Source organism: Pseudomonas sp. (genome assembly GCF_030683065.1).
Lineage (GTDB): Bacteria > Pseudomonadota > Gammaproteobacteria > Pseudomonadales > Pseudomonadaceae > Aquipseudomonas.
This window is the reverse complement of record NZ_JAUXMX010000027.1, coordinates 54,932-70,924: the sequence shown is the minus strand read 5'-3', so window position 1 is coordinate 70,924 and position 15,993 is coordinate 54,932. Positions and strand designations below refer to the sequence as shown.

Here is a 15,993-nt window from a genome sequence, read left to right as displayed (position 1 = left end):
ACTTCCGGGTAAGCAAATGAGAGGAGCTGCGGGCATAGCCAGCGCTTTATGCATCTAGCTTAGCCTTTTGCCGGGGGTAGGTAAAAGCGCCACTGCCGACTGGCGCCTTAATGAAAAATGCCCGCAAACTCGATGCTCATCTCGGTTAGAATGCGCGCCCAGTTTTTTGTCGGAGCCTGCGGGCCTCGGCAAACAAGTTTTTTGCGCTGCTAAACATTCGCAGGGCAGGGCTGTAGTGTGCATTTTGTGCTTCATTTCTTGCGCATTCGCAGTCGTTGCCTGCTTGTTTACCCGGCGCTGTATTTTCGAGGCGTGCCATGACCCTGCTCAAGTTCACCGATGTTTCCCTGGCCTACGGCGCCATGCCGCTGCTGGACAAGGTGTCTTGGCAGATTGCGCGTGGCGAGCGGGCGTGCATTATCGGCCGCAATGGCACCGGCAAGTCGAGCATGTTGAAACTGGTCAAGGGTGATCAGAAGCCCGACGAAGGCTCAGTCTGGCGTGCACCGGGGCTGAAGATCGGCGAGTTGCCGCAAGAACTGCCAGTTGCCGACGGGCGGACAGTTTTCGATGTGGTTTCCCAAGGCCTGGACGGCGTTGGCGAACTGCTTGCGCAGTATCACCACCTGAGCCAGAACATCGTCACCGATGCTGATCTGGACAAGCTCATGCATGTTCAGCAGGACCTTGAGGCCCGTGACGGCTGGCGCCTGCAACAACTGGTCGACAGCACCTTGAGTCGCTTGCAGTTGCCGGCCGACAAGACCCTGGCCGAGCTGTCCGGCGGTTGGCGTCGGCGGGTGCTGTTGGCCCAAGCGCTGGTCTCTGAGCCGGACCTGCTGTTGCTCGACGAACCGACCAACCACCTCGACATCGGCGCCATTGCCTGGCTGGAAGAAGCGCTGCTGGGCTTTAACGGCGCCGTGCTGTTCATTACCCACGACCGCTCCTTCCTGCAAAACCTGGCCACGCGCATTCTTGAACTGGATCGCGGCGGCCTGATCGACTGGGATGGTGACTACGCCAGCTTCCTGGTGCACAAAGAAGCCACGCTGGCCGCCGAAGAGGTGGCCAACGCCCTGTTCGACAAGCGTCTGGCCCAGGAAGAAGTGTGGATTCGCCAAGGCATCAAGGCCCGTCGTACGCGCAACGAAGGGCGTGTGCGGGCGTTGAAGGCTTTGCGGGTCGAGCGCAGTGAGCGTCGTGAGCGCACTGGCAAAGCCAATATCCTGCTGGATACCGCCGACAAATCGGGCAAGCAGGTGATGGTGCTGGATAACGTCAGTTTCGCCCATCCGGGTGGGCCGTTCCTGATCAAGGACTTCTCCATGGTCCTGCAGCGCGAGGACCGTATCGGTCTGCTTGGCGCCAACGGTACTGGCAAAACCACCTTGCTGAAACTGATGCTAGGTGGCTTGCAGCCGAGCAGCGGCAGCGTCAAGGAAGGCACGCGCATCGACGTGGCTTATTTCGATCAGCTGCGCCATCAGCTTGACCTGGAAAAAACCGTCATCGACAACGTCGCCGAAGGCCGCGACTTTATCGATATCGATGGGCAAAGCCGGCATGTGCTGAGTTACCTGGGCGACTTCCTGTTCAGCCCGCAGCGTGCCCGTACACCGGTCAAGGCGTTGTCGGGTGGTGAGCGTGCGCGCCTGCTGCTGGCCAAGCTGTTCAGCAAGCCGGCTAACTTGCTGGTGCTCGACGAACCGACTAACGACCTTGATGTGGAAACCCTCGAGTTGCTCGAAGAGGTGCTGCTGACGTTCAAGGGCACCGTGCTGATGGTCAGCCACGACCGGGCATTCCTCGATAACGTGGTCACCAGCACCCTGGTCTTCGAAGGCGAAGGCAAGGTTCGTGAATACGTGGGTGGCTATCAGGACTGGTTGCGCCAGGGCGGTTCGCCACGCTTGCTCGGGGTCGGTGAAACCAAGACCGGCAAGGCCGAATTGGCGTCCGCCATCGTCGAAACCGCGCCTGCACCTGCACCTGAGGCAGCTCCGCTCGCCAAGAAGAAGCTCAGTTACAAGGTGCAGCGCGAGTTGGAGGCACTGCCTGCGCAGATCGATGCGCTCGAGGTGCAGATAGCTGCACAGGAAACGGAGATCAGTGGCCCGGCTTTTTATCAGCAATCCGCAGAAAAAAGTGCCGAGGTGCTGGCCCGTTTGCAAAGCTTGCAGCATGAACTGGATAAACTGCTCGAGCGTTGGGCCGAACTCGAAGGCTGAGAGCGTTTGAACACAAGCGCTGCCAATTGTGCTGGCCCTTAGGTTGCTTGCTGCGAGCGTAACGCTGTGCAGCAAACACCGAGAGTCCCGCTAAGGCGCTTGATATGCTCACGATTGCTGAGTCGTCGCCAGCGCATCTGATTGCCCTCAAACACACCCTCATATCGTCTGGCGGAGACACGCATGGCCATCGAGTACCGGATTAGTCTCGACGATAATCACGAGTTCAGTTATAGGATCGAACTGGACCGTGTATATGACCCTGTTCAGGCACAGGCGGCGCCTAGCTGGACGCGCCTGGATCACCAGCAGTGCAGCAATTGCCCGCTAAGCCGGAACGATTTCAGCCACTGCCCGGCAGCGGTAGATCTGCACCGCGTTGTTGAGGATTTTCAGGGGCTGCCGGCCTTCAAAAAGGCTGTTGTCTGGGTGCGCACCCCTGAGCGTGAGTACACCAAGCAGGTGGGTCTGGAAGAAGGGCTGCGTGCGCTGCTTGGGGTAATAATGGCGACCAGCGCTTGTCCGGTATTGGGCAAACTCAAGCCGATGGCACAGAATCACCTGCCGTTCGCCAATAATCAGGAATTCATCCTGCGTGCGGTTTCGCTGTATCTGGCGCGGCAGTACTTCAATTTTCGAGAGGGGCGGCTTGCGGATTGGGAGCTGAAGGGCCTGGTGCGTATGTTCCAGCAATTGCAGCTGGTCAATCAGGCGTTTTGGCAGCGGATACACGATACCTGCGAGGGTGACTCGAACCTGAAGGCCTTTCTGACCTTCTTTTCCATGTCTTCGAGCATGACCTATTCGCTGGAAACCCAGCTGCAGAAGATACGTCCGATGGTCATGAGCGCGGGTGACAATTTCGAGTGATCCTGCGGCGAATGAGGCTTGCTGCCTCATTCGCCGCACGGGCTATTCGGGTTTCTTCAGGCGTACGGCCAGTACGTCGCAGGGGGCGCCATGCAGCACGTCATTGGCGGTGGAGCCCAGGAGTAGAGCCAGGCCGTGGCGGCCATGGCTGCCGACGATGATCAGGTCACAGCCTTGCTCTTCGGCCAAGCGGTGTATTTCCTGACGTGGCTGGCCGTAAGCCAGGTGACGTTGGTCTGCGCTCAGGTCCGGGTATTTGCCGGCAAAGCTGTCCAGGCGCTCGCGGGCTTGTTCGAATTGCTGCTGTTGCAGCATCGACAAATCCATCGGAACGTCCCCGCCAAACGCCATGGCCATCGGTTCAACTATATGCACCACCGATAGTGTTGCGTGATTGCTCGAAGCCAGTTCCTGTGCGCGTTTCATTACGGGGTCGCATTCTTCGGTTAGGTCGACAGCGACCAGAATATGCTGGTAGGGCATGGGTGGATCCTTCTAAGGGTTGCCGATGATTCGAAGTATGGCTGTATTGAGCGCTTGTGACAGGCTTTTACCTGCGAGATGAATATATGTCTGTATGGCTCATATTGTTAATTGTGGCTTTTGTGCTCAGCCCGCTGAGCATGCTGATGCCTTCGCGGCGACAGCGTGGGCGGATGGATGTGCGTTTGCAAGCCCGGCGCACGGGGGTGGCGATGCAGTTGTCGAGCGAGCAATGGCCGTATTGGTTGATCGAGGAACCGCCGGGTCAGTGCCCGCAATATTACCGGGCGCGCAGCCGTGGGCGGCAGGATTGCTGGTGCTACTGGCAGATTGAGCCGGGTCAGTGGCTGAATAAATGGCGTGAGCCATGCACTGATGCGCTGCTGGTCGAGCAGTTGTCCAGCTTGCCAGTGGATGTCTATAAGGCTGAGGCAACGACGCAGATGATCTCGCTCTGCTGGGGGGAGCGTGGTGGGGAGGATGCTCTGGGGAAAATTGCCAGCTTCTTGCAGATACGCGCCTGATCGACAAGCCGTCAGGGCGTGAACCAATCAAGAGCCAGTTACCTGGCCATTGTGCGTTATGAAGCGATAAGCGGTAGGTCTGGGGTATCCCACTGCCTGTTGGGCTTCGCTGCGCGGCCCGCGCCAACCTACCCATTGCTGCAACATCTGACGGGCACACAGCCAAGAAAAAAGCCCGATGCAAGCATCAGGCTATAAGTGTGGCCAGGCAGGCCGGAAAATCGAATAAGTCATGTGTCGGATATTTCTGGGACGGCGCCAAGCGCCTCAGCAGGGCGGCTGCGTGTATTTAAGCCCTGTGGATATGTTCTCAGGGCGCTTAACGGTCTTGCACAACCATACGCTCAATACGCCGCCATTGTCTGTTGATGCATTGTGCTCAGGTATCGGCAGCCCGGGCGAGAGGGCCGGCTGGTGTTTGCACAACCCCCTAAGTAGGTGCCAAGGCGGTTGCGTGAGACAAGCGTTTTTACAACATCCCACTGCTGCGTCTTTGCTGCGACGCAGCCCCTGACTGTCCCTGGCTGGCCTCTCGATGGTGTCGCGGCACGAGGCCGTGTCGAGACAAATCAAGCCACCAAAAAATGATTCATCAAGTCTGTGCTGAGGTGAGTTAACGACCGTTTTATCTAATTTTCTGGTTTTTTTGGCGAATATGGCTACCTGATTGCTGCGCAGTGGTGCTGGCTTCACGTAGCAATCCTCGCCCGTGCTGTTGCCGACGTATCAAGCGGCAAGCGATCAATTGACAATTTGTGACTTTTCCTTGAAGGTGGGCACACCCGAATCAAACGGGCGTATGAATTGAGCGTTTGCTTAAAAAAGCAGCGTCGATCCAGTCCGATTATCGCGTCGGCGGGTGTGCCAGGCTCTCAAGAGCTACTCTCAAGCGGCTGCGCCGCAGGGTAGCCAGCTGGTTGGCTCCGATGTGTACTGTTCAGCTTCCATACCGTGGAGATCAGTTGATGATTTACGAAGGTAAAGCCATCACGGTTAAGGCCCTTGAGAGTGGCATCGTCGAATTGAAATTCGACCTCAAGGGTGAGTCCGTCAACAAATTCAATCGTCAAACCCTCAACGAACTGCGTCAGTCGGTTGATGCAATCAAGGCCGATGCTTCGATCAAGGGTGTGATTGTCAGCAGTGGCAAAGACGTATTTATCGTCGGTGCTGATATCACTGAGTTCGTCGAAAGCTTCAAGTTGCCAGATGCAGAACTGGTAGCCGGCAACCTCGAAGCCAACAAAATCTTCAGTGATTTTGAAGACCTTGATATGCCGACCGTAGCCGCAATCAACGGCATCGCCCTAGGCGGTGGTTTTGAGATGTGCCTGGCGGCGGATTACCGTGTTATGGCTGATGGCGCCAAGGTGGGTCTGCCAGAAGTCAAACTGGGTATCTACCCAGGCTTCGGTGGCACCGTGCGCCTGCCGCGCTTGATTGGTACTGACAATGCGGTCGAGTGGATTGCCTCTGGCAAGGAAAATCGTGCTGACGACGCCCTGAAAATGGGTGCTGTCGATGCGGTAGTAACTGCCGACAAGCTGCAGGCCGCTGCTCTGGATCTGATCAAACGCGCTATTTCAGGCGAATTGGACTATAAGGCCAAGCGTCAGCCCAAGCTGGAAAAGCTCAAGCTCAACGCCATCGAACAAATGATGTGCTTCGAAACCGCCAAGGGTTTCGTTGCAGGCCAGGCCGGCCCGAACTATCCGGCCCCGGTCGAGGCGATCAAGACTATTCAGAAAGCCGCTAACTTCGGTCGCGACAAGGCGCTGGAAGTGGAGGCCGCCGGCTTCGTCAAGCTGGCCAAGACTCCGGTCGCTGCCAGCTTGATTGGTCTGTTCCTGAATGATCAGGAGCTGAAGAAGAAAGCCAAGCACTACGACGAAATCGCTAAAGACGTGAAGCTGGCCGCCGTTCTCGGTGCCGGCATCATGGGTGGCGGCATCGCTTATCAGTCGGCCGTCAAGGGCACGCCGATCCTGATGAAAGATATCCGTGAAGACGGCATCCAGATGGGTCTAGCCGAAGCCTCCAAGCTGCTCGGTAACCGTGTCGCCAAAGGTCGCCTGACACCCGCGAAGATGGCTGAAGCGCTCAACGCCATTCGTCCGACCTTGTCCTATGGTGATTTTGGCAACGTCGACATCGTGGTCGAGGCCGTGGTCGAGAACCCCAAGGTCAAGCAAGCTGTACTGGCCGAAGTCGAAGGTCTGGTCAGGGACGACGCGATCCTGACGTCTAACACCTCGACCATCTCCATCAGCCTGTTGGCCAAGGCGCTTAAGCGTCCGGAAAACTTCTGCGGTATGCACTTTTTCAACCCGGTGCACATGATGCCGTTGGTTGAAGTGATCCGTGGTGAGAAGTCCGGTGAGGTGGCGATCGCTACTACCGTGGCGTACGCCAAGAAGATGGGCAAGACGCCGGTTGTGGTCAATGACTGCCCTGGCTTCCTGGTCAACCGCGTGCTGTTCCCGTATTTCGGCGGTTTCTCCAAGCTGCTCGGTTTCGGTGTCGACTTCGTGCGTATCGACAAGGTCATGGAGAAGTTCGGCTGGCCCATGGGCCCGGCGTACCTGTCCGACGTGGTCGGTATCGATACCGGCCACCACGGCCGTGACGTGATGGCTGAAGGCTTCCCGGATCGCATGGCGGTTGAGGGTCGTACTGCAGTCGACGTGATGTATGAGGCAGATCGCCTGGGCCAGAAGAACGGCAAGGGCTTCTACTCCTACGAAATGGATAAGCGCGGCAAGCCGAAGAAGGTCATCGACCCGCAGGCTTACGAGTTGCTCAAGTCCATTATCACTGAGCAGCGTGAAGTGACCGATGAAGACATCGTCAACTTCATGATGATCCCGCTGTGCCTGGAAACCGTGCGTTGCCTGGAAGACGGCATCGTCGAGACGGCAGCCGAGGCTGATATGGGCCTGATCTATGGCATCGGCTTCCCGCCGTTCCGTGGTGGTGCGCTGCGTTATATCGACAGCGTCGGTGTTGCTGAATTCGTGGCCTTGGCCGACAAGTACGCCGACCTGGGTGCGCTGTATCAGCCGACCGCAAAACTTCGCGAAATGGCCGCCGGCGGTCAGAAGTTCTTCGGTTAATGCGCACAGACTAGAGCGAGAGTGAATTTATGAGTCTTAATCCTAGAGATGCAGTGATCGTCGACTTCGGTCGCACCCCGATGGGTCGTTCCAAGGGTGGCATGCATCGTAATACCCGTGCCGAGACCCTGTCGGCCAATTTGATCAGCGGCCTGCTGACGCGCAACACCAAGGTCGATCCGGCCGAAGTGGAAGATGTGATCTGGGGTTGTGTCAACCAGACCCTGGAGCAGGGCTGGAACGTCGCGCGTATGGCGTCGTTGATGACCCAGATCCCGCACACCAGTGCTGCGCAGACGGTCAGCCGCCTGTGCGGTTCCTCCATGAGCGCCCTGCACACTGCTGTGCAGGCGATCCAGACCGGTAATGGCGACGTGTTCGTCATCGGTGGTGTGGAGCACATGGGCCACGTCGGCATGATGCACGGTGTCGATCCTAATCCGCACCTGTCGCTTTATGCCGCCAAGGCGTCGGGCATGATGGGTCTGACTGCGGAAATGCTTGGCAAGATGCACGGCATCAGCCGCGAGCAGCAGGACGCCTTCGGTGAGCGTTCGCACCGTCTGGCCCAGAAAGCTACCGTCGAAGGCAAGTTCAAGGATGAAATCATCCCGATGCAAGGCTATGACGAGAACGGCTTCCTGAAGGTTTTCGACTACGACGAAACCATTCGTCCGGAAACTACGCTGGCAAGCCTGGCTGCGCTGAAGCCTGCGTTCAACCCGAAAGGCGGCACCGTGACCGCGGGTACTTCTTCGCAGATCACCGATGGCGCTTCGTGCATGATCGTCATGTCCGCCCAGCGCGCCAAGGACCTCGGCATTCAGCCGATGGCCGTGGTACGTGCCATGGCGGTTGCGGGTGTTGATCCGGCGATTATGGGTTACGGCCCTGTGCCGGCTACCCAAAAGGCTCTCAAGCGTGCTGGCCTGACTATTAATGACATCGACTTCTTCGAGCTCAACGAAGCCTTCGCCGCCCAGGCTCTGCCGGTGCTGAAGGACCTGAAAGTGCTCGACAAGATGGAAGAAAAGGTCAATCTGCACGGTGGCGCGATCGCTTTGGGTCACCCGTTCGGGTGTTCCGGTGCGCGTATCTCCGGTACCCTGCTCAACGTGATGAAGCAAAATGGCGGCACTTTTGGTGTGTCGACCATGTGCATCGGCCTCGGTCAGGGCATTACCACTGTCTTCGAACGCCTTTAAGCGCTCGCAGGCATAAAACCGGGGCCTAGTGCCCCGGTTTTTGTTTTTGGCCTGCCATTTATGGCAAGCACTCTTTGGGCGCGTCGCTGCGCAACGTAGAAATTTCCCGCGAAATTTTTTGTGCGGTAGAAAAAATTCGAGGAATTTAGCCATGCAATTACAGCCCGGCCTTTATCGCCACTACAAGGGCCCCGAGTACCGCGTATTTGGCGTAGCCCGGCATTCCGAGGAAGAGCAGCAAGTAGTGGTCTATCAGGCGCTATACGGCGATTACGGCTTGTGGGTGCGTCCGCTGGAGATGTTTTGCTCAAGCGTCGAGGTTGACGGCGAGAGGGTTCCACGCTTTGCTCTGATTCAAGCCGAAACAAGCCTTTTCGAGCGACCCTGAGCGCAGGTCGCGCTACTGCTACGCTTGACCTCAACCTGAGCGCCACTATATATAGCGGTGCCGCGCGGGCTGGCTATTGAACCCACGCGCTGTATCGTGCAGCGTTGAACGCGGGCGTAGAAGGCTTATTTACCGCATGTAAACGCCGCTTCTTCGGTCGAAATCACCTCGCCAGTTATGGCTACGCAGTATTTTCAACAGTCTGTATGGCGCTTCTCGCCTTTCATTTATCGAATTTCAGGAATTTTCCAATCCATGGGCAAATCGCTGGTCATCGTGGAATCCCCGGCCAAGGCCAAGACCATCAACAAGTACCTGGGCGACCAGTACGTGGTGAAGTCGAGCATCGGCCACATCCGTGACCTGCCTACCAGCGGCTCGGCAAGTGCTGCCAAGGAACCCGTAAAGCGGGGCAAGGCGGCTGCTGGCGAAGTCCCGGCGCTGTCGCCCAAGGAAAAGGCCAAGCGCCAGCTGGTGGCGCGCATGGGGGTCGATCCCGAGCATGGCTGGAAGGCCAAGTACGAGATCCTTCCGGGCAAGGAAAAAGTTGTCGAGGAGCTGCGGCGGTTGGCCAAGGATGCCGACACCATCTATCTCGCAACCGACTTGGATCGCGAGGGGGAAGCCATTGCCTGGCACCTGCGCGAATCCATCGGTGGCGACGACAGCCGCTACAAGCGCGTGGTGTTCAACGAGATCACCAAGAAGGCCATTCAAGAAGCGTTCTCCAAGCCCGGCGAACTGGACATCAATCGGGTCAATGCCCAGCAAGCCCGGCGCTTCCTCGATCGTGTAGTGGGTTACATGGTCTCGCCATTGCTGTGGGCCAAGATCGCCCGCGGTCTGTCGGCTGGCCGGGTGCAGTCGGTGGCGGTGAAGTTGGTGGTTGAGCGCGAAACAGAAATTCGTGCCTTTGTTCCTGAAGAATATTGGGAAGTGCACGCTGATCTGGGCACAGTCAAGGGCGCCAATGTGCGTTTTGAGGTAGCTCGCGAAAGCGGCGTTGCCTTCAAGCCGCTGAACGAAGCCCAGGCGATGGCTGCCTTGGTAACGCTTGAGAAGTCCAGCTACAGCATTGCCAAGCGTGAAGACAAACCGACCAGCAGTAAGCCATCGGCGCCGTTCATTACCTCGACGTTGCAGCAGGCGGCCAGTAACCGCCTCGGCTTCGGCGTGAAGAAAACCATGATGATGGCCCAGCGTCTGTACGAGGCCGGTTACATCACCTATATGCGTACCGACTCGACCAACCTGTCGGCTGATGCCGTGAGCATGGTGCGCGATTTCATCGAGGGTGAGTTCGGCAAGAAGTACCTGCCGGCCAACCCGATTGCTTACAGCAGCAAGGAAGGGGCCCAGGAGGCGCACGAAGCGATTCGTCCGTCTGACGTCAACCTCAAGCCGACCCAGATAACCGGCATGGAGCGTGATGCCGAGCGGCTGTATGAGTTGATCTGGCGCCAGTTCGTGGCGTGCCAGATGCCGCCTGCCGAGTACCTGTCGACCACCGTGACCGTTACCGCTGCGCAGTTCGAGTTGCGCGCCAAGGGCCGGATTCTCAAGTTCGACGGTTACACCCGGGCGTTGCCGCAAATGAGCAAGCCGGGCGATGACGATGTGTTGCCGGACATGGCCCAGGGCGAAGTGCTCAAGCTGATCAAACTTGATCCGAGCCAGCACTTCACTAAGCCGCCGGCACGCTACTCGGAAGCCAGCTTGGTCAAGGAGATGGAGAAGCGCGGTATCGGCCGTCCTTCGACCTATGCGGCGATCATTTCGACCATCCAGGATCGCGGCTATGTCGCCCTGCATAACCGGCGTTTCTATTCGGAGAAGATGGGCGACATCGTCACCGGGCGCCTGAGCGAAAGTTTCTCCAACCTGATGGACTACGGCTTTACCGCAGGCATGGAAGAGAATCTGGATGATGTGGCCCAGGGCCAGCGCGAGTGGAAGAATGTGCTCGACGAGTTCTATGGTGACTTCAAGAAGAAGCTCGAAGTAGCCGAAGCCAGCGACAGCGGCATGCGTGCCAACCTGCCTACGCTGACCGATATCCCATGCCGGGAGTGTGGGCGGCCGATGATGATTCGCACCGCGTCCACCGGCGTTTTCCTCGGTTGTTCCGGTTATGCGCTGCCGCCGAAAGAACGCTGCAAATCGACCATCAACCTGGTGCCTGGCGATGAAATCGCCGCGGATGATGAGGGTGAGTCGGAATCGCTGGTGCTGCTGGGTAAACATCGCTGCCAGAAATGCGGTACCGCCATGGATGCCTACCTGCTCGATGAGACGCGCAAGCTGCATATTTGCGGCAATAACCCGGACTGCACGGGTTATGAGATCGAGCAGGGGCAATACCGGATCAAGGGTTACGAAGGCCCGAGCCTTGAGTGCGACAAGTGCGGTAGCCAGATGCAGCTGAAGACCGGCCGTTTCGGCAAGTTCTTCGGTTGCACCAACAGCGAGTGCAAGAACACCCGCAAGTTGCTGAAAAGTGGCGAAGCAGCTCCACCGAAGATGGATCCGGTGAAGATGCCCGAACTCAAGTGCGAGAAGGTCAATGACACCTATATCCTGCGTGATGGCGCCGCGGGTCTGTTCCTGGCTGCCAGTCAGTTTCCCAAGAACCGTGAAACTCGCGCGCCGCTGGTGCTTGAGCTGATTCCGCATAAGGACGAGATCGATCCTAAGTATCACTTCCTCTGTGATGCGCCAAAGAAAGACCCGGAAGGTCGTGCGGCGGTGATTCGCTTTAGCCGCAAGACCAAAGAGCAATACGTGCAGACCGAGGTTGATGGCAAACCGACCGGCTGGCGTGCTTTCTACGACGGCGGCAAGTGGAAGGTCGAAGACAAGGGTTGATCGGACAAGGTGCGCGTCTGCACTGAGTAGGCGCGCGTATAGTGACTTGAGAGTCTGAAGGGAAATCGATTGCCTGCTGCGACTGTCACAGGTGCGCTGCAATTTTGTTGCGCTGCGCCATAACTTAAGTGACCTGGTTCGCTAACGTTCCTTGTTAGGTACGATGCCTCTTGTTTCGGTGGCTCAACGGCGCCGTTGCGAAGGCCTTCGATATTTCCGCAGCCTCTGATCGGTCTGCAGTGGAGGGTGCCTTGATGGCCCATGAACTTTACACCCGTACCAACCAGAAGCTGTTCTATGCCGGTCTGTCGCTAGAGTCTTGGCGCGCCGCGCAAGAGGGCCAGGCGGTCAATTCTTTAGCCTTGATACAGGCTGAGCGTGAGGCGGCGTTATTCCATTTATATGGTGCGTTGTTGGGGCTGTGTCACGAGATCGCCGGCTACTACCGTTTGCCGGAAAGTAATGCGGCGCGAGCCGAGCAGTTGCTGGACAAGGCGCTGCTGGATACTGCGCCGAGTCCTGAGCTGGCCGAGCTGATCGAGCTGGCGCAGCAGTCGGAAACCTGGCTGGCGCAACTGCTTAAGGCTTATAGCGAACTGTTTCAGCCGCCGCTAGCGGCGAAAAAAGTCAAAGTTGACCCGCGCACCCCATTGATCGAAGCGATCAGCCTGGATCAGGAAGTACCGCCATTGGCGCGCGAAACCCTTGAGTCTTGGCGGCAGGAGTTGAAGGGGCTGGCCAAACGCTTTCGCGAGACCCTGAGCGAGTGGTGAGCTGAGAGGCTGAGAGAAACCGCTTGCCTGCTGTAGCGGTCGCCGGATGCTTGCAGTTGTGCTGATCTTGGTAGGCGGCGTGTTGCGCAGTAACCCCTCAGGGCGAGCAAAGCGCGTAAAAACTTCGGTTATCTGACCCATCCTCCCTGGTTTTCCAGGTGGCTGATCTTGTTTCGCTTGTCCGGCTGCGCGCGCTTGGCATCCTTGCAACCTCTGAGTCTGGATAAGCGGGCTGGGGTGAGGCTTGGTCGACTGTTACACTGCCCGTCTTTCCTGGAGAACCACCCCTATGCCTACATCCTACCTTGAGATCGTCGAGTTACCTGATGGGCGCATTGCATTGCGTCGCGCGGAAGACGAAGAAACCCTGGTGGTGCTGGACTTTTCCGCTGATGCCAAGGAGTTCCTGCAGGGTCAGCATATCGAGGTAGCCAAGGCTATGCTCAGCGTCGGCGTGCAAATGGCCGGGAAATTGGCTGAAGGTGACTTCGATCACGGGCAGGGCCCGCGCGTACTGCATTGATTGACGAGAGATTGTCTCGACGCTGAGGTCACTGTCAGGTAGCTGGGTTCAGGGATTGTGACCGGCTTGGTCGATGGCGTTTTATTGAGCACAGTCCTTGTGCGGTTGCTTGCGAATTTTACCCAAGACTGATGTTCAGGCTTTGCGCCTTGCCTTGTCGTGCGGCCAGTTCCAGTTGCTCTCGGGCATGCTGCTGAAGAGGCTGAAGCCAACTGACAACAGTATGGCTGCGCCCCAGCTTTAGTGCTTCCTGAGCCAGCAACAAAGCGCTTTTCTTGCCCCTTGGGTGGAGTAACAGAATACGTTCGCGATTGAGGCCAGCTTCGCGTAGCCAGGTTTGCGTCAGGCTGCCCGGTGGGGCGATCAGGCTCAACCAGCGCGCATCGTTGTTCTGGCTTAGTTCGCGGAGGATTGGTGCAAGCAGGTTCAGGCAGTGACCTGCAGCGCCGCGCAGTGAGATTTCACTGAAGGCTGCGGGGTTCTCCAGCCAGGGCGACTCCACCGCTGGGTTCAGCAGCGGCGTCACTGCGGAGGCTATCAGCCCCTCGAACAGCGGTAGCTGTATACGTTTAAGTGACTGCGGGGACTGCATAAAACCTCCTCTGGCAGGCCGTCTAAAACGATCTGCGTTTGCCCTCTTGGTGTGAGTGTCTGGGCTTTAGCTCCTGGAGCAAAATGCTCAAGCGCAACCTGAATGGGCTTAGCTGTCTTGGCAGTTGCGCTCGACCTGCTGCGGTGCCCAGCGGCGATCAGGCGTGGTCCTGCTCATCCGCCGCAGGTTGCTACTGCCTTGGGCCTTGTCTGCTAGCGGCGGATAACGCCGACACTCAAGCCTTCGATGATCAACTCTTGCTTTTCCAGGTTCACTTCTATGGGGGCAAACTCGGAATTTTCGGCAGTTAGCCAGACTCTGTTGCCTTCGCGCTTGAAGCGCTTGACCGTTACTTCGTCATCTATTCGAGCTACTACCACCTGACCATTCTGCGCCTCGCGGGTGGTGTGTACTGCCAGCAGGTCGCCGTCAAGAATGCCAATATCCTTCATGCTCATTCCGCGCACACGCAGCAAGTAGTCGGCTTTGGGGTGGAAGAACTCGGGGTTGATGCGGCACGAGTCTTCAATATTCTGTTGCGCTAGAATAGGCGCGCCGGCTGCGACGCGACCGATAACGGGTAAGCCTTCTTCCGTGTTGTTGGGTTCGTAACCAGGTATGCGAATGCCTCGAGAGGCACCGGGGGTCATTTCGATGGCGCCTTTGCGGGCTAGCGCCTTGAGGTGTTCCTCTGCGGCATTGGGAGACTTGAAGCCAAGTGCCTGGGCGATTTCCGCGCGGGTTGGCGGGTAGCCGTTGTCATCAAGGCAGTGCTTGATGAATGTGAGGATTTCAGCTTGGCGTGGCGTCAGTTTCAGCATGGTTGGCTCTGTCTTTTTGTACAGTGACTGGGATTATATACAGTGATAAGGGGTTGGCAATCTTCCTTTTTTCTTGCCGGCTACATTCGCGGCTTGCGGTTTCATGCCCACTGCGTGCAATGGGGTGGGTAGTAGACGCAGACCCAGGCCCCGTTTGTTGTCGATGCGTGACCGTAGAGCCAGAAAGTGGCTTGCGCGACTTGACAAGAAGGCCAGTCGAAACGTATGTTTCAAACAAGTGTTTGTCAGGTGAGTAGTCATGGCCCAGTCGGAAACCGTTGAACGCATTCTCGATGCGGCGGAGCAGTTGTTCGCGGAGAAAGGCTTTGCGGAAACGTCATTGCGGCTGATCACCAGTAAGGCTGGAGTCAATCTGGCAGCGGTGAACTATCACTTTGGTTCAAAAAAAGCGCTGATTCAGGCAGTCTTCTCGCGTTTTCTTGGTCCTTTCTGCAGCAGCCTCGAGCGTGAGCTGGACCGTCGTCAGGCGAAGCAAGAGGTGAAAGTCAGCCTTGAGGAGTTGCTCGAGTTGCTGGTGGATCAGGCGCTGGTGGTGAAACCGCGTAGTGGTAACGATTTATCGATATTCATGCGCCTGCTGGGGTTGGCGTTCAGTCAGAGTCAGGGCCACCTGCGCAAGTATCTGGAAGAGGTGTACGGCAAGGTGTTCCGCCGTTACATGCTTCTGGTGCATGAGGCCGCGCCACGTATCCCTCCGCTGGAGTTGTTCTGGCGCGTGCATTTCATGCTCGGCGCAGCGGCTTTCAGCATGTCTGGAATCAAGGCGTTGCGTGCTATGGCCGAGACCGATTTTGGGGTGAACACCTCGATCGAGCAGGTCATGCGCATGATGGTGCCATTCCTGGCGGCTGGTATGCGTTCGGAAAGCGGTGTGACCGATGAGGGTCTGGCCGCTGCTCAGCTCAAGCCGCGCGTCAAGAATGCCGGCATAGCGGCCAAGGTTTGATGCCATGCCAGGGTCTGTTGCTGTTTTGTCGCGAGCCGCGAACGAAACGGCAACAGGCCCTAGTGGGCTTGGCGAGTCCGATCCGCTAAGCTAGCGCCCTATGCGCACTCTCGACCTCCTGCATATTTCCCTCGCTGATCAGTGCCTGTACGGTTTTGCCGACGGGCAGCTGGTTTTGCGTCTGTCAGTTTCCACCGCACTCAATGGCCCCGGCGAGCTGAATGGCTCCGGCTGTACCCCGCGTGGTTTGCATCGTGTGCGGGCGAAGATTGGCGAAGGCTTGCCCCTGGGGGCGGTATTGCGCGGTCGTCGCTGGACAGGCGAGGTCTGGTCGCCAGACCTGGCTGCGCAGTTTCCCGCCCGCGACTGGATTCTTACGCGGATTATCTGGCTCAGCGGCTGTGAGCCGGGACGTAATCGACTGCGAGAGGTCGACACCTTCCGCCGCTATATCTACCTGCACGGCACACCGGACACTGAGCCCATGGGCATACCGCGCTCGCATGGCTGTGTACGGTTGCGTAATGCCGATCTACTGGCGCTGTTTCCGCGGGTTCCTGTTCAATGTGCTGTGCAGATCGACGAGGCTGCATGCCCGCTCTGGGCGGCGGAGTCACTTTAGTTAAGGATTATTTGTG

Annotated in this window: 14 protein-coding genes; 11 read left to right on the top strand and 3 right to left on the bottom strand. The window is 57.8% G+C overall.

Annotation, left to right across the window (positions count from 1 at the left end):
* The first annotated feature begins 317 nt into the window (after positions 1-317).
* Positions 318-2,231, top strand: a complete 1,914-nt coding sequence (locus Q8K09_RS06715; RefSeq protein WP_305254189.1) for an ATP-binding cassette domain-containing protein — start codon at positions 318-320, stop codon at positions 2,229-2,231.
* 183 nt (positions 2,232-2,414) lie between these two features.
* On the top strand, positions 2,415-3,101 hold the full coding sequence (locus Q8K09_RS06710; protein WP_305254188.1) for a hypothetical protein: 687 nt from the start codon (positions 2,415-2,417) through the stop codon (positions 3,099-3,101).
* A gap of 42 nt (positions 3,102-3,143) precedes the next feature.
* Here Q8K09_RS06710 and Q8K09_RS06705 read toward each other — a convergent pair whose 3' ends face one another.
* Complete coding sequence (locus Q8K09_RS06705; protein ID WP_305254187.1) at positions 3,144-3,584, bottom strand: universal stress protein; 441 nt, start codon at positions 3,582-3,584, stop codon at positions 3,144-3,146.
* A gap of 86 nt (positions 3,585-3,670) precedes the next feature.
* Here Q8K09_RS06705 and Q8K09_RS06700 point away from each other — a divergent pair, with 86 nt between their 5' ends.
* The 7 genes from Q8K09_RS06700 (at position 3,671) to Q8K09_RS06670 (ending at position 12,975) form a co-directional block, all read left to right on the top strand.
* Positions 3,671-4,108 (top strand): hypothetical protein, encoded by a 438-nt coding sequence (locus Q8K09_RS06700; RefSeq protein WP_305254186.1) that lies wholly within the window; start codon positions 3,671-3,673, stop codon positions 4,106-4,108.
* Positions 4,109-5,073: 965 nt separating this feature from the next.
* Positions 5,074-7,221 (top strand): fatty acid oxidation complex subunit alpha FadB, encoded by a 2,148-nt coding sequence (fadB, locus tag Q8K09_RS06695; RefSeq protein ID WP_305254185.1) that lies wholly within the window; start codon positions 5,074-5,076, stop codon positions 7,219-7,221.
* 29 nt (positions 7,222-7,250) lie between these two features.
* On the top strand, positions 7,251-8,426 hold the full coding sequence (gene fadA, locus Q8K09_RS06690) for an acetyl-CoA C-acyltransferase FadA (RefSeq protein ID WP_305254184.1): 1,176 nt from the start codon (positions 7,251-7,253) through the stop codon (positions 8,424-8,426).
* A 151-nt stretch (positions 8,427-8,577) separates the two neighbouring features.
* Positions 8,578-8,814, top strand: coding sequence for a DUF1653 domain-containing protein (locus Q8K09_RS06685; protein ID WP_305254183.1), 237 nt, complete (start codon positions 8,578-8,580; stop codon positions 8,812-8,814).
* Between the two features lie 255 nt (positions 8,815-9,069).
* Complete coding sequence (topA, locus tag Q8K09_RS06680) at positions 9,070-11,679, top strand: type I DNA topoisomerase (protein ID WP_305254182.1); 2,610 nt, start codon at positions 9,070-9,072, stop codon at positions 11,677-11,679.
* A gap of 254 nt (positions 11,680-11,933) precedes the next feature.
* Positions 11,934-12,452: a DUF6586 family protein gene (locus Q8K09_RS06675; RefSeq protein ID WP_305254181.1), complete on the top strand. Its 519-nt coding sequence runs from the start codon at positions 11,934-11,936 to the stop codon at positions 12,450-12,452.
* Between the two features lie 289 nt (positions 12,453-12,741).
* Entirely contained in the window at positions 12,742-12,975 is a 234-nt protein-coding gene (locus Q8K09_RS06670) for a hypothetical protein (protein WP_305254180.1), read from the top strand.
* Between the two features lie 118 nt (positions 12,976-13,093).
* On the opposite strand, the gene sulA is transcribed toward Q8K09_RS06670, so the two are convergent.
* Together sulA and lexA are read right to left on the bottom strand one after the other, a co-directional pair.
* Positions 13,094-13,567 (bottom strand): SOS-induced cell division inhibitor SulA, encoded by a 474-nt coding sequence (gene sulA, locus Q8K09_RS06665; RefSeq protein ID WP_305254179.1) that lies wholly within the window; start codon positions 13,565-13,567, stop codon positions 13,094-13,096.
* A gap of 212 nt (positions 13,568-13,779) precedes the next feature.
* Positions 13,780-14,388 (bottom strand): transcriptional repressor LexA, encoded by a 609-nt coding sequence (lexA, locus tag Q8K09_RS06660; RefSeq protein ID WP_305254178.1) that lies wholly within the window; start codon positions 14,386-14,388, stop codon positions 13,780-13,782.
* 259 nt (positions 14,389-14,647) lie between these two features.
* Between lexA and Q8K09_RS06655 the strand changes: the two genes are divergently transcribed.
* Positions 14,648-15,355 (top strand): TetR/AcrR family transcriptional regulator, encoded by a 708-nt coding sequence (locus tag Q8K09_RS06655; protein ID WP_305254177.1) that lies wholly within the window; start codon positions 14,648-14,650, stop codon positions 15,353-15,355.
* Positions 15,356-15,455: 100 nt separating this feature from the next.
* Positions 15,456-15,977 carry a L,D-transpeptidase gene (locus tag Q8K09_RS06650; RefSeq protein ID WP_305254176.1) on the top strand — a complete coding sequence of 174 codons (522 nt, stop codon included), beginning with the start codon at positions 15,456-15,458 and terminating at the stop codon, positions 15,975-15,977.
* The last annotated feature ends 16 nt before the right edge of the window (positions 15,978-15,993 follow it).